This window comes from Pseudomonas sp. NFACC42-2 (genome assembly GCF_900116055.1).
Lineage (GTDB): Bacteria > Pseudomonadota > Gammaproteobacteria > Pseudomonadales > Pseudomonadaceae > Aquipseudomonas > Aquipseudomonas marginalis.
On sequence record NZ_FOZO01000037.1, the window covers coordinates 1 to 13,083 of the forward strand.

The window sequence follows — 13,083 nt, forward strand, 5'->3', positions numbered from 1 at the left end:
GTCCGGGAGACTTGTATGTGCCGTCCACCCGAATTTATCCAGGGTGCTTGCCCGATGTGGAATATCCGGCAGAAATGAAAGTTCGAAGCGTCAGGCAGGACGGATCGATCAAGTGGAACGGCAAGTTGGTATTTATCAGCGAGGCGCTGTCCGGGGAAAGGATAGGGCTCAAAGAAGCTGAAGATGATGCTTGGGATTTGTACCTGTGTGATTATCCCTTGGGGAGGCTTGGACGAGGTATGACCCGCGTCCAGGCCTCAAATGTGTAAACGATGTCCCCGGTTTCAGATGTAAACGATGTCTACGGTTCTACACCCCGATGGCGGTGGATCAGTTAAGTAGATGTCAACTGACACTCCGCTATCGGGGCAAGGGTATCTACACAACTTTTCAGACCCTGACAAATCTCCCTGTGGCGAGCGGGCTTGTCCCGCGCTGGGCTGCGTAGCAGCCCCAGTCAAGAAGATCGCGGTGTATCAGACACTCTGTAGAGGCTGGTTTTGGGGCTGCTGCGCAGCCCAGCGCGGGACAAGCCCGCTCACCACGACAGCCCTATCCGCCGCGCTTTCAGCGTTGAGCCAACGTTGTGTAGATACCTATGGCTATCGGGGGCAAGCCCCCTCCCACATTTCGACCTTACGCGCCGCGAAAATCTGCGGCACTCAACCCGAATCGACTCATCTTGTTGTACAGCCCACCCCGGGACACGTTCAGTTGCCGGGCGGCCAGGCGGATGTTGCCGCCGGTGCTTTTGAGGGCGGCGACGATGGCGTGCATTTCGTGGCTGCTCAAGTCTTGGGCAGGCTGGGGTTCGTAGTGGCGCAGCGTGGCGCGCGGTCTGGTTTCCAGGGGTAGATCGGCCGCCTGGATCAGTTCGCCTGTCGCCAGGTTGGTGGCGCGTTCGATGCTGTTTTCCAGCTCGCGCACATTGCCTGGCCAGGCGTAGGCCGAGAGCAATTCCAGCGCATCCGGGGCAAAGCCCTGTACCGATTTGCGCAGCGAACGGGCGCAGCGCGTGAGGAAGTGCCGCGCCAGCAACGGGATGTCTTCACGGCGCATGCGCAGCGGCGGTACGGTCAGGTTCAGTACGTTGAGGCGGTAGTAGAGGTCTTCACGGAACGCCCCTTCGGCCACCGCCTGGCTGAGGTTGCGGTGGGTGGCGGCGATGATGCGCACGTCCACTGGCCGTGAGTTTTTCGCGCCGACGCGGGTGATCTCGCCCTCCTGCAACACCCGCAGCAGGCTGACCTGAGCGTCGAAGGACATATCGCCGATCTCATCCAGAAAGATGGTGCCGCCATCCGCCAGTTCAAACTTGCCCGCCGACCCGCCCCGGGCCGAGCCGGTAAACGCGCCCTCGACATGCCCGAACAGCTCGCTCTGCACCAGGTCCCGTGGGATCGCGCCGCAGTTGACCGCCACGAACGGGCCGTTGGCGCGGTCGCTGGCGTTGTGGATGGCCTGGGCGAACAGCTCCTTGCCGGTGCCGCTTTCGCCGAGGATCAGGGTGGTGGATTCACTGCGACTGGCGATGCGCCCCAGGTGCAGCGCGTCCTGGATCGCCCGCGACGTGCCCTGGATGGTGTCGAAGGTGTAGCGCGCCTGGGTGCTGATGATGCGCCGGGTGATTTCACGGATGCGGCGGTTCTCGCGCAGGGACACGATCACCCCGCCCTGCTCCAGCGGGCACACCGAGACCAGGCAGGCGAGCTGGCTGCGGTCGTGCAGGTGGAAGGTGCAATCGAGGTCACGCACCGGCTCGCCGCCGCGTAGAAGCATGGCGTCACTCAACTCACTGCGGCCCAGGCGCTGGAAGGGGCTGCCGATCAGCTCCAGCCCCACCCCGAACAGTTGCCGGGCATAACGGTTGAGCGCCTTGATGCCGCCGCGCTCATCGAGCACCACCAGGCCTTCGTTAAGCACTTCGAGCACGGTTTGCTGCTCTTCCAACAGCGCTTGCAGGGCCATCTGGCGGGAGACCGCTTCGGCAGCCGCTTGCACGGTGCCGAGGGTGTGAAAGTGAAACCAGCCGGGTTCGGCGGTGAGGGTCAGCATCGCCAGGGTCTGGCCCTGGGCATTCCTGATTGGCGCGGCGGCGCAGTGCATGCGGCGTTGGCGCAGGCCGCTGCCGAAGTTTTCCTCGGCCAGCACGTACACCAGGCGGTCTTCGGCCAGGGCCAGGCCGGTGCAGTTGGTGCCCTGGACCGATTCGAGCAGGCGGCTGCCGACGGGGGTGATGTCCAGCCCGCAGAAATACAGGGTGGTGCCCTCGGCGTCGGTGAGGTTGATATGCCCTCGCGGGTTATAGGCCAGCAAGCCATGCATGACCTGCGCAGCGGCGGCGATCAGGACGCGATGGGTGGCCAGGGTGGCAGCAAGGTCGTGGGGCGCCACGAAGCGGTACCGGCTGTCATCCGGGTCGATACCCGCCTCTACGCTGCGGCGCCAGGAATCCCAGATCACCTGCCGCACCTCGGCCGGGCGCTGCACCTGCCCGTCCAGGCACGCGCGCCACGCCTGTTCCAGCGCGGCAACGGGGCCGTCGTTCAGCGCCGCAGGCCCCAGGGCCGTCAGGTAGTCGAGGTCTTGTACGCTGAACGCCATGCTCATCGGGCGGTATCCATGTTCATGTTTTTGACATGTCAGTATAGGCATGTCATCAGAATGAACACATTTTGTTTAGTGTATTTTATAAATCCTTATTTATCAGATAGTTATAAGTTGGCATAACCTTTGCTCCTGCCCCTTTGCCAGTCAGGGCTGTCCTGCGGCCAACAATAAAAAGGGGTCATTTCATGAGTACACAGAACATCCGCCTGGGCTTGATCGGTGCAGGTCGCATGGGCAGCTTCCACGGCCTGACCGCTGCGCGACACATCCCCGGCGCAACCCTCGCCGCCATCGCCGACCCCACTCCCGGCCAAGCCGCACGCCTGGCGGCCGAACTGGGGGTAGCCAAGGTCTACACCGACCCGCAACAGCTGCTCGACGACCCGGACATCGACGGCGTCCTCATCGCCGCCCCCGCCCGCAGCCACGCCGAACTGGTGATCAGCGCCGCCCGCGCGGGCAAGGGGATCTTCTGCGAAAAACCCATGGCCATCACCCTCGACGAAGCCGACCGCGCCATTGCCGCCGCGGCCGATGCGCGCGTGCCGCTGCAGGTCGGTTTCAATCGGCGTTTCGCCAAGAGCTTCCGCACGGCCCACCTCGACGTGGCGGCCGGCCGCATCGGCACGCCGCAGTTGTTGCGTTCGCTGACCCGCGACCCGGCACTCAACAACCCGGCCAATTCGCCGCAATGGGTGATCTTCCTGGAAACCCTGATCCACGACTTCGACACCCTGCGCTACCTCAACCCCGGTGCCGAAGCGGTGCAGGTGTATGTGATGGCCGACGCATTGATCGCGCCGGAGTACAAAAACAAAGGTTTCCTCGACACCGCCGTGGTCGCGATCCGCTTCGACAACGGCGCCATCGCCACCGCCGAGGCCAACTTCCAGGCGGTATACGGCTACGACGTGCGCGGCGAAGTGTTCGGCAGCGCCGGCATGCTGAGCATGGGCAGCCTCAACGACTCCGACCTGGTGCGCTACCTGGCCGAGGGCATCCAAACCGACACCCAGCGCATGGACACCGACCTGCTGCGCGACGCCTACATCGCCGAACTCAACCACTTTGTCGACTGCCTGCGCAGCGGCGCCAAGCCCATGGCCAGTGGCGAAGACGCGCGCGCCGCCCTGGCGATCGCCCGCGCCTGCATCGAGTCGTTCCAGACCGGCAAGGCCGTGGCCGTGCAGGGAGCCCGCTGATGAGCCCGTTCAAACTGGCGATCAGTGCCGAGATGGTGTTTCTCGACCTGCCCTTCGTCGAGCGCGTGAAGCGCATCCATGCACTGGGTTTCAGTGCCGAAATCTGGAACTGGACCAATAAAGACATCAGCGCCCTGGCCGCCACCGGCGCCGATTTCACTTCGATGACCGGCTATATCAGCGGCACCCTCACCGACCCCGACGGCATCCGCCAACTGCTCGACAGTGCGCGCGAATCCATCGGCGTCGCCGAGCGCCTGAACTGCCCCAGCCTCAACCTGCACGGCACCGGCCTGGGTGACGGCGGCCTGCCGGTGCAGCCCGTGAGCCAGACCACCGGGCGCATGTGGCTGAGCGCGTGCAAGGCGCTGGAAAAAATCGCGCGCCTGGGCGAAGACGCCGGCCGCGTGTTCCTGCTGGAAAACCTCAACACCGAGGTCGACCACCCCGGCACCCCGTTCGCTCGCGCCGACGACACCCTGGCGCTGATCGAAGCCGTGGGCAGCCCGCACCTGAAGATGAACCTGGACCTGTACCACGCGCAGATCGGCGAAGGAAACCTGATCGAGCTGATCCAGCGCGCAGGCAGCGCCATCGGTGAAATCCAGGTGGCCGACGTGCCCGGACGCCAGGAGCCCGGCACCGGCGAAATCCACTACCCGGCCGTTGCCAGGGCCCTGCACGCCATGGGCTACAACGGCGTGGTCGGCCTCGAAGGCTGGGCCAGCGGCGACAGCGAGTTGGCTCTGGAGCGTTTCCGTCAAGCGTTCACCCTATAACAATAAAAGGAACACCCTCATGCATCGCTATTCATTGCTTGTTGCTGCGTTTTTACTGCTGTTCAGCCAATGGACCTTCGCCGCGTATCGCATCGGCGTGAGCATCGCGCGGGTCGACGATAACTTCATGACCTACGTGCGCACCGGCCTGGAAAATGCCGCCAAGCAACAGGACGTGCAGATCCAGTTCGAAGACGCCCAGGGCGACGTGGTGCGCCAGCTCAACCAGGTCGAAGGCTTTCTCAACCAGAAAGTCGACGCCGTGATCGTGCTGCCGGTGGACACCGCCGCCACCGCCAACATGACCCGCGCCGCCGTGGCGGCCAAGACGCCGCTGGTGTACGTCAACCGCCACCCGGATGAGCGCACCTTGCCCAAGGGCGTGGTCACCGTGGCATCCAACGATATCGAGGCCGGGCAATTGCAGATGCGCTACCTCGCGGAAAAGCTCGGCGGCAAAGGCAATGTGGCGATCATCATGGGCGACCTCGCGCAGAACGCCACCCATGACCGCACCGAAGGCGTCAAACAGGTGCTCAAGGACTTTCCCGGCATCAAGGTGGTGGAGCAGCAAAGCGCCGAGTGGCAACGCAACAAGGGCATGGACCTGACCAGCAACTGGCTGCTGGCCGGCACGCAGTTCGATGCGATTGTGGCCAATAACGATGAAATGGCGATTGGCGCGGCCATGGCCTTGCAACAGGCGGGCAAGGCCAAGGGCGAGATCGCGATTATCGGCATCGACGGCTTGCCCGACGGTCTGGCGGCGATCAAGCGCGGCATGCTCACCGCTTCGGTATTCCAGGACCCCAAGGCCCAGGCCACGCAAGCGGTACAGTCGGCGATCAGGATGATCAAGGGCGAGCCGATCGAGTCCGAGGTGTGGGTGCCGTTCGAGCTCATCAAGCCCGAACAGGTGGCGGTGTTCGAACAGCGCTACAAATAAATCGAAGATAAGGCGATCAAAATGTGGGAGGGGGCTTGCCCCCGATGGCAGTGGGTCAGTTGATACATCCGTGACTGATCCACCGCTATCGGGGGCAAGCCCCCTCCCACACTTGGATCTCAATCAGTCCAGGTCACTTGCGTCATGCCGCTCGGGCAACTGTTCCTCGCCCGACACCCGATTCACCCGCCGCCCACGCTGCACCGCCGGCCGCGCCTCAATCGCGTCCGCCCAGCGCTGTACGTGCTTGTACTCGTGCACCGAGAGAAACTCCGCCGCCCCATACAAGCGGCCTTTGACCAGCCCGCCGTACCACGGCCAGATGGCGATATCGGCGATGGTGTATTCATCCCCGGCGATGTATTCGCTCACGGCCAGGCGCTGGTCCAGCACATCCAGCTGGCGCTTGGTTTCCATGGCAAAGCGGTTGATCGGGTATTCCATCTTGCTCGGCGCATAGGCATAGAAATGCCCGAAGCCACCGCCCAGGTACGGCGCGCTGCCCATCTGCCAGAACAACCACGACAGGCATTCCGCGCGGGCCGCCGGCTCGGTGGGGAAGAAGGCGCCGAACTTCTCGGCCAGGTACTGCAGGATCGCGCCGGACTCGAACACGCGAATCGGCTGGGCGCCGCTGTGGTCCATCAAGGCCGGGATCTTCGAGTTCGGGTTGACCCCGACAAAGCCGCTGCCGAACTGGTCGCCGTCGCCGATCTTGATCAGCCAGGCGTCGTATTCCGCGCCGCTGTGCCCCAGGGCCAGCAGTTCCTCGAGCAGGATGGTGACCTTCTGCCCATTGGGCGTGGCCAGGGAATACAGCTGCAGCGGATGCTTGCCGACCGGCAATTGCTTTTCATGGGTGGCGCCGGCGATGGGCCGGTTGATGCTGGCGAAGGTGCCGCCACTTTCGGCGTCCCAGGTCCAGACCTTGGGTGGGACATAGCTGGATGAATCGGTCATGCTCACTGCTCCTGAGGCGCTTGGGCTGGATGAATTCAAAGCGCATCTTACCGATTGGCTCACATTCAGATACCCCACATGGCCGACAGACTTGAAGATATTCTCGCCAATCACCTGAAGGTCGTGTTCTGCGGCATCAACCCCGGCAAGGGTTCCGCCGCCCTCGGCCTGCATTTCGCCAACCGCAGCAACCGCTTCTGGCGCACCCTGCACCTGGCCGGTTTCACGCCCCATGAAATCCGCCCCGAACACGGGCGTACGCTGCTGCACTACCACTGCGGCCTGACCACGTTGGTGGAACGTCCCACGGCCAGCGCGGGCGAATTGGCACGGCATGAGTTCACCCAGGCCGCGACGAGCTTCGAACACAAGATCCGCCACTGCGCGCCGCGCTTCGTGGCGTTCCTGGGCAAGCCCGGCTACAGCGCGTTGAGCGGCCAACGCGAGATCGCCTGGGGCTTGCAGCCAAAGGTGTTGGGCGGCGCGTCAGTGTGGGTGCTGCCCAATCCCAGCGGACGCAACCTGGCGTTCAGCCTGGAGCAGTTGGTGCAGGCGTATCAACAATTGCGCCGGGCGACCGAGTGCCCTTAATCTCTTGGGCTCGTCACCCTGATAGCAATGGAGGCTTCATGAAACTGATCGGCATGCTGGACTCGCCCTACGTGCGCCGCGTGGCCATTTCCCTGGACCTGTACGGCGTGGATTTCGTGCATGAACCCTTGTCCGTGTTCCGCACCTTCGACGAATTTGCGCAGATCAACCCGGTGGTCAAGGCCCCTACCCTGGTGCTGGACGACGGCACGGTATTGATGGACTCCAGCCTGATCCTGGAGTACCTGGAAACCCTGGCGCCGGCTGACAGGAAGCTGTTGCCCCAGCATCCTGCGGCACTGGCCAAGGACTTGCACGTTCTGGGACTGGCGCTGGCAGCCTGCGAGAAGAGCGTGCAGATCGTCTATGAACACAACCTGCGCCCGGCCGAGAAGCTGCATGCGCCATGGCTTGAGCGCGTGAGCGGGCAATTGCTCGCGGCCTATGGGTTGCTGGACAAGCAATTGGGCGACAGCGAAGCATTGACCCAGGCGTCGATTACGGCGGCGGTGGCCTGGTCGTTCAGCCAGTTCACCGTGGCGTCGGTGGTCAAGGCGGATGCATTTCCCAACCTGCAACGGCATGCCGAAAGGCTGGAGCAGCATCCGGCGTTCAAGCGTTACCCCATCGAATAAGCGACACAGTTTCAAATGTGGGAGGGGGTTTGCTCCCGATAAGGGTGGGTCAGTTGTAGAAGTACTGTCTGAGCCACCGCTGTCGGGGGCAAGCCCCCTCCCACCTTGATCTGGGTTGTCTGAACTGACGTGTTCGGTTCAGACCCAGCCGCCGTCAACGATGAAGTTCTGCGCCGAACACATCGCCGACGCATCCGAGGCGAGAAACAGCGCCATATTGGCGATGTGTTCCGGCAGTACGCTGCCGGGCAGGCACTGACTGCGGCTGATGAGTTCCTTGGCGGCGTCATCCACCCACATGGCCAGCTGTTTTTCGGTCATCACCCAGCCCGGCACCAGTGTGTTCACCCGGATACGGTTCGGCCCCAGTTCCCGTGCCAGCGCGCGGGTCATGCCGTGGGCGGCGGCCTTGCTGGCGGCGTACACCGGGTAGCCGGCGGAGGCCATCATCCAGCCGACGGAGCCGAGGTTGATGATCGAGCCGCAGCCGGCGCGTTTCATCATCGGCACCACGGCCTTGGCGGCAAAGAAGGCGTGTTTGAGGTTGACTGAGATCAGCTTGTCGAAGGTTTCCGAATCGACTTCTTCCAGGGTGTGGCGTACGTCATTGGCGGCGTTGTTCACCAGCACGCTGATCGGCCCCAGGGAATGCTCGAAGCGTCCTATGGCCGCCTTGTAGGCGATTTCATCGGTGATGTCGCAGCACACGAACTCCACGGCATGCCCCTGGGAACTCAACAACGCGGCCAGGCGTTCGCCCTGGCTTTGCGCGCGGTCCACAAACCCGACCTTGGCACCCTGCACGGCGAAGGCGCGCACCATAAATTCGCCGATCCCCGAGGCGCCCCCGGAAATCAGTACGGTCTTGCCCTTGAGGTCGGGATAAACGGCGTGTTCAGTACTCATAAAAGGATGCCTCGATCAATTAGTCTTATTTTATTTTACGAAATCGGCTTTAAAGGCTATAAATTCGCTGTCCAACCGACAAAATATCGCTATTAGTAGAACTATTCCACTCAAAACAACAAAAGGAAGTTCGACCATGAAGCACCCTCGATACCTGCTGTCCGGCCTGGCGCTGTCCATGATGATCGCCAGCGGCGGCGCCCAGGCGGCCGGCCTGAGCAGCGAGCAAAAACCTTTCGGTAAAACCAACGACGGCACCGCCGTCGAACAGTACATCCTGCGCAACAGCCACGGCATGCAAGCCACGGTGATCACCTACGGCGGCGTGTTGCAGTCGCTGAAAGTGCCGGACAAAAACGGCAAGGTCGACGACGTGGTGCTGGGCTTTGACGACGTACAAGGCTATCAAGCCGGTACGGCGTTTTTCGGCGCAACCATCGGCCGCTTCGGCAATCGCCTGGCCGGCGGCGCCTTTGAACTCGACGGCAAGCGCTTCCAGGTGCCGCTCAACGACGGCCCCAACTCACTGCATGGCGGCGCCCAGGGCTTCGACAAGCAGGTGTGGAAGGCCGAGCCGGTCAAGGACAAGGACTCGGTCGGCGTGAAGCTGAGCTACCTGTCCAAGGACGGGGAGATGGGCTTTCCCGGTAATTTGAAAACCGAAGTCACCTACCGCCTCAACGACAGGAACGAACTGCACATCGACTACAAGGCCACCACCGACAAACCGACGGTGCTCAACCTCACCAACCACAGTTACTTCAACCTGGCCGGCGCGGGTAACGGCGACATCCTCAAGCACGTCGCTACATTGCATGCCAGCCATTACACCCCGGTGAATGCCACCTTGATTCCCACCGGCGAACTCGCACCGGTCAAGGGCACGCCGATGGACTTCCTCAAGCCCACCCCGATCGGCCAGCACATCAAGGAAGATCACCCGCAGCTCAAATTTGCCGAGCCGAAACAGGGCGGGTTTGACTTCAACTGGGCGCTGGACACCAAGGGCGACGTCAAGCAACTCGCCGCCGAAGTGCACGACCCGGCGTCAGGCCGGCGCTTGCAGCTCTACACCAGCGAACCGGGCGTGCAGTTCTATACCAGCAACTTCCTGGATGGTTCGGTGAAGGGCAAAGGAGGCAAGACCTACCTGCACTGGAGCGGGTTTACCTTGGAGACCCAGCACTATCCGGATGCGCCTAACCAACCAAACTTCGCCTCAACTCGCCTGAACCCAGGACAGACCTACACCCAGAACACCGTCTTCAAGTTCACCGCCGATTAAAACCGCTTGACTGTGGGAGGGGGCTTGCCCCCGATTGCGGAGTGTCAGTCTGCATATTTGCTTCTGATACACCGCCATCGGGGGCAAGCCCCCTCCCACATTTTGAGCCTCACATGACAAGGGGTTCAGCGTTGTTTCATGCGGTCGATGACCACCGCCAGCAGCAGGATCGAACCGCGGATCACGTATTGGTAGAAGGTGTCGATGTTCTTCAGGTTCATCGCGTTCTCGATGATCGCCAAAATCAACACCCCGGCAATCACATGGCGGATCATGCCGATGCCGCCGCTCAGCGACACCCCGCCCAGCACGCAGGCGGAAATCACCGTCAACTCGAAACCCTGGCCGATCATCGGTTGGCCCGAGGTCATGCGCGAGGCGAGGATCACCCCGGCCAATGCACCGATCAGGCCGTGCACGGCGAAGATCAGGATCTTGGTGCGGTCGACATTCACCCCCGCCAGCAACGCCGCTTCCGGGTTACCGCCGATGGCCATGGTGTTGCGCCCGTAGGTGGTGTAGTTGAGCAGCCAGCCGAAAAACAGGAAGCACACGATGGTGATCAGGATCGGCACCGGCACGCCCATTAACTGGCCGTTACCGAAGATAAAGAACTGGTCCTGGGACACCCCCACCGCCTTGCCGTCGGCAAAGATATAGGCCAGGCCGCGCACGATCTGCATGGTCGCCAGGGTGGTGATCAACGCATTGACCCGCAGCTTGGCGATCACGATGCCGTTGATCAGCCCGACGATCAGGCCCATCAGCAACGCCGCGCCAATGCCCAGCATGACGCTGTCGGTGTCGCGCATCACAATCGCCGCCACCACGCCGGCGCAGGCGATCACCGAGCCCACCGACAAGTCGAAGTGCCCAGATGCCAGGCAGAACAGCATGGTGCAGGCGGCAATGCCCACGGTGGAAATCGCCAGGCCCAGGCCGCGCATGTTCAACGGCGAAAGGAAGTTATCGATGAGCAAGGCGCACAGGACAAAGATGCCCACCGCTGCCAGCAACATTGCCCAGTTGTCGAGCAGTGCGCGCATATCGAGGGGTTTGCGTGCCGTCGGCAGCGCGTTGTTTTGAGTCGTCATGGTCTTCTCTCAGTTCGCCAGGCCGCGCGGCAGGGCCAGTTGCAGCAGGTTGGATTCGGTCGCGTGTTCACGGGTTTGTTCGCCGCGCATCGCGCCTTCGCACAGCACCAGGATGCGGTCGGAGATGCCCATCACTTCCATGAGGTCGCTGGACACCACGATCACCGCAATGCCATCGGCCGCGAGGTTATGGATAATCTGGTAGATCTCGGCCTTGGCGCCGATGTCGATACCACGAGTCGGTTCGTCGAGCAGCAGCACCTTCATCGGCATCGACAGCCAGCGGCCGAGAATGGCTTTCTGCTGATTGCCGCCGGACAGGTACATGATCTTTTGCGCGGCGGTCGGGGTTTTGACCTTCATCGCCTTGATCTGCTGGTCGGCATTGCCCTTCTCCCAGCCATCGCGCAGCAACCAGCCGAACGAAGAGTGGGCGCCACGGGCGCTGATATTGATGTTCTCGGCGACGCTGGACAGCGGAATGATGCCTTCCTTCTTGCGGTCTTCCGGGCACAGCAGCACACCGGCGGCGATGGCGTCGCGGGGCGAGCGCAGTTGCAGGGCCTCCCCGCATAACTCAAGGCTGCCGGCGCTGACGCGCTCCAAACCGCTGAGCAAACGGAACAGCTCCGTGCGCCCTGCCCCGACCAAGCCGAACAGGCCGAGAATCTCGCCTTTGCGCACCTCAAAACTGATCGGCTCACGCAAACCCGGGCCCAACAAACCCTCGACCTTGAGCGCCACCTCACCGTGCTCGCGCGGGCGGTAGTCGTAGATGTCCTGGATGTCGCGGCCGACCATGCAGGTCACCAACTGGTCGTGGGTCAACGCACTCATGTCATCGAAAGTACGCACGTAACGGCCGTCCTTGAACACCGTCACCGCGTTGCAGATGCGGAACACCTCTTCCATGCGGTGCGACACGTAGAGCACCACTTTGCCCTCGTCGCGCAGGCGCGCGATGATCGCCATCAAGCGGTCGATCTCCCGCGCCGACAGGCTGCTGGTGGGTTCGTCGAAGGCAATCACATGGGCGCCACGGGACAGCGCCTTGGCGATTTCCACCAGTTGGCGCTGGCCCAGGGACAGGCGCCCGAGTTTTTCCTCGGGGTCGATTTCATCCGCCAGGCCCTTGAGGCAAGCCAGGGCCTGCTTGCGCAGCAGGCCCCGGTTGACCACGCCAAAGCGCGAGGGCAAATGCCCGAGGAACAGGTTTTCGGCGACGGTCATTTCCGGCACCAGGTGCAGCTCCTGGTGAATCACCGCGACACCGCTGGCGATGCTGTCGGCGGCGCATTTGAACGCCATGGTCTGCGCGCCGATCTGCACGCTGCCGCTGCTGGGGATATAGGCTCCGCCCAATATCTTCAGCAGCGTCGACTTGCCCGCACCGTTCTCGCCCATCAGGGCGTGCACCTGCCCCGGGTGGGCGGTGAAACTGATGCCGTCCAGCGCCTTGACCCCGGGAAAGGTTTTGCCGATAGCGTCGAAACGCAGGGCCGCCGCCGTCATTTCCACAGCCCGATCTTGGTCAGTTCTTCCTGGAAGTTGGCGCGGGTGATCAGGGTCACTTCATCCATGGCCGTGTATTTAGGCGGCTCGGTGCCCTTGGTGACCCACTCGTACATCATCAGCGCAGTGTTGTAGCCCTCGATGTGCGGGCTTGGCAGCATCGAGCCGAAGAAGCCGCTGTTGGCCTTCTTCAATTCGCCGATGGCGTCGGTGCCATTGATACCGATACCGATCACATTGGCCGCAGCGAAACCGGCGCTTTCAGTAGCGCGCACGCCGCCGAGCACGGTGTTGTCGTTCATGCCGCCGATGATCAGGTTTTTCGCGCCGCTGGGCAGCTTGACCAGGGCCGAGTTGGTGGCGTCCATGCTGCCGGGAACGTCGAGGGTTTTCAGCGCGGCGGTGAGGATGTGGTCCTTGGGAATGCCGGCTTCTTCGAGGGATTTGATCGAGCCGTCGGTGCGTTTCTTGCCGGTGTCGAGTTCATTGAAGGTGTTGATCACCGCGTAGGTGTCCTTCCAGTCCCAACCGCGTTTTTTCGCCTCGGCAGCCATGGCCGCGCC

The 13,083-nt window shown here is 62.5% G+C and carries 11 protein-coding genes and 2 pseudogenes; 7 read left to right on the forward strand and 6 right to left on the reverse strand.

Annotation, left to right across the window (positions count from 1 at the left end; genetic code table 11):
* Positions 1-269 (forward strand): annotated as a pseudogene (locus BM416_RS30675) (IS481 family transposase); the annotation flags it as partial.
* Between the two features lie 367 nt (positions 270-636).
* Here BM416_RS30675 and BM416_RS30040 read toward each other — a convergent pair.
* The gene (locus BM416_RS30040; RefSeq protein WP_092490374.1) at positions 637-2,610 is read right to left on the reverse strand and encodes a sigma-54 interaction domain-containing protein; all 1,974 of its coding nucleotides are present in this window, start codon (positions 2,608-2,610) and stop codon (positions 637-639) included.
* Positions 2,611-2,795: 185 nt separating this feature from the next.
* Here BM416_RS30040 and BM416_RS30045 point away from each other — a divergent pair, with 185 nt between their 5' ends.
* Genes BM416_RS30045 through BM416_RS30055 form a run of 3 tightly spaced genes read left to right on the forward strand, consistent with a single transcriptional unit; the run spans position 2,796 to position 5,537 of the window.
* Positions 2,796-3,812, forward strand: coding sequence for a Gfo/Idh/MocA family oxidoreductase (locus BM416_RS30045; RefSeq protein ID WP_092490375.1), 1,017 nt, complete (start codon positions 2,796-2,798; stop codon positions 3,810-3,812).
* Positions 3,812-4,591 (forward strand): TIM barrel protein, encoded by a 780-nt coding sequence (locus tag BM416_RS30050; protein WP_092490376.1) that lies wholly within the window; start codon positions 3,812-3,814, stop codon positions 4,589-4,591. The genes BM416_RS30045 and BM416_RS30050 overlap by 1 nt, the downstream gene beginning before the upstream one ends.
* A gap of 19 nt (positions 4,592-4,610) precedes the next feature.
* Entirely contained in the window at positions 4,611-5,537 is a 927-nt protein-coding gene (locus BM416_RS30055; protein WP_027607581.1) for a sugar ABC transporter substrate-binding protein, read from the forward strand.
* Positions 5,538-5,660: 123 nt separating this feature from the next.
* Here the strand turns inward: BM416_RS30055 and yghU are convergent, their stop codons facing one another.
* Positions 5,661-6,497: a glutathione-dependent disulfide-bond oxidoreductase gene (yghU, locus tag BM416_RS30060; RefSeq protein WP_092359714.1), complete on the reverse strand. Its 837-nt coding sequence runs from the start codon at positions 6,495-6,497 to the stop codon at positions 5,661-5,663.
* Between the two features lie 78 nt (positions 6,498-6,575).
* On the opposite strand from yghU, the gene mug reads away from it, so the two are divergent.
* Positions 6,576-7,088 (forward strand): G/U mismatch-specific DNA glycosylase, encoded by a 513-nt coding sequence (mug, locus tag BM416_RS30065; RefSeq protein WP_092490377.1) that lies wholly within the window; start codon positions 6,576-6,578, stop codon positions 7,086-7,088.
* Between the two features lie 38 nt (positions 7,089-7,126).
* Entirely contained in the window at positions 7,127-7,723 is a 597-nt protein-coding gene (locus BM416_RS30070; protein ID WP_092490378.1) for a glutathione S-transferase family protein, read from the forward strand.
* A 138-nt stretch (positions 7,724-7,861) separates the two neighbouring features.
* Here BM416_RS30070 and BM416_RS30075 read toward each other — a convergent pair whose 3' ends face one another.
* Positions 7,862-8,629 carry an SDR family NAD(P)-dependent oxidoreductase gene (locus BM416_RS30075; protein ID WP_092490379.1) on the reverse strand — a complete coding sequence of 256 codons (768 nt, stop codon included), beginning with the start codon at positions 8,627-8,629 and terminating at the stop codon, positions 7,862-7,864.
* Between the two features lie 136 nt (positions 8,630-8,765).
* Between BM416_RS30075 and BM416_RS30080 the strand changes: the two genes are divergently transcribed.
* Positions 8,766-9,914, forward strand: a complete 1,149-nt coding sequence (locus tag BM416_RS30080) for an aldose epimerase family protein (protein WP_092490380.1) — start codon at positions 8,766-8,768, stop codon at positions 9,912-9,914.
* 125 nt (positions 9,915-10,039) lie between these two features.
* Here the strand turns inward: BM416_RS30080 and araH are convergent, their stop codons facing one another.
* From araH to BM416_RS30095, 3 genes and pseudogenes are all read right to left on the reverse strand, one after another.
* Positions 10,040-11,008, reverse strand: a complete 969-nt coding sequence (gene araH, locus BM416_RS30085; protein ID WP_092490381.1) for an L-arabinose ABC transporter permease AraH — start codon at positions 11,006-11,008, stop codon at positions 10,040-10,042.
* 9 nt (positions 11,009-11,017) lie between these two features.
* Positions 11,018-12,520, reverse strand: coding sequence for an L-arabinose ABC transporter ATP-binding protein AraG (gene araG, locus BM416_RS30090; protein WP_092490382.1), 1,503 nt, complete (start codon positions 12,518-12,520; stop codon positions 11,018-11,020).
* Positions 12,517-13,083: pseudogene (locus BM416_RS30095) on the reverse strand (arabinose ABC transporter substrate-binding protein); the annotation flags it as partial. The pseudogene BM416_RS30095 and the gene araG, both read right to left, overlap by 4 nt.

Bases quoted from the DNA above. Each gene is read 5' to 3' on its own strand.
- BM416_RS30040 (WP_092490374.1), bottom strand. From the start codon at position 2,610: ATGAGCATGGCGTTCAGCGTACAAGACCTCGACTACCTGACGGCCCTG.
- BM416_RS30045 (WP_092490375.1), top strand. From the start codon at position 2,796: ATGAGTACACAGAACATCCGCCTGGGCTTGATCGGTGCAGGTCGCATG.
- BM416_RS30050 (WP_092490376.1), top strand. From the start codon at position 3,812: ATGAGCCCGTTCAAACTGGCGATCAGTGCCGAGATGGTGTTTCTCGAC.
- BM416_RS30055 (WP_027607581.1), top strand. From the start codon at position 4,611: ATGCATCGCTATTCATTGCTTGTTGCTGCGTTTTTACTGCTGTTCAGC.
- yghU (WP_092359714.1), bottom strand. From the start codon at position 6,497: ATGACCGATTCATCCAGCTATGTCCCACCCAAGGTCTGGACCTGGGAC.
- mug (WP_092490377.1), top strand. From the start codon at position 6,576: ATGGCCGACAGACTTGAAGATATTCTCGCCAATCACCTGAAGGTCGTG.
- BM416_RS30070 (WP_092490378.1), top strand. From the start codon at position 7,127: ATGAAACTGATCGGCATGCTGGACTCGCCCTACGTGCGCCGCGTGGCC.
- BM416_RS30075 (WP_092490379.1), bottom strand. From the start codon at position 8,629: ATGAGTACTGAACACGCCGTTTATCCCGACCTCAAGGGCAAGACCGTA.
- BM416_RS30080 (WP_092490380.1), top strand. From the start codon at position 8,766: ATGAAGCACCCTCGATACCTGCTGTCCGGCCTGGCGCTGTCCATGATG.
- araH (WP_092490381.1), bottom strand. From the start codon at position 11,008: ATGACGACTCAAAACAACGCGCTGCCGACGGCACGCAAACCCCTCGAT.
- araG (WP_092490382.1), bottom strand. From the start codon at position 12,520: ATGACGGCGGCGGCCCTGCGTTTCGACGCTATCGGCAAAACCTTTCCC.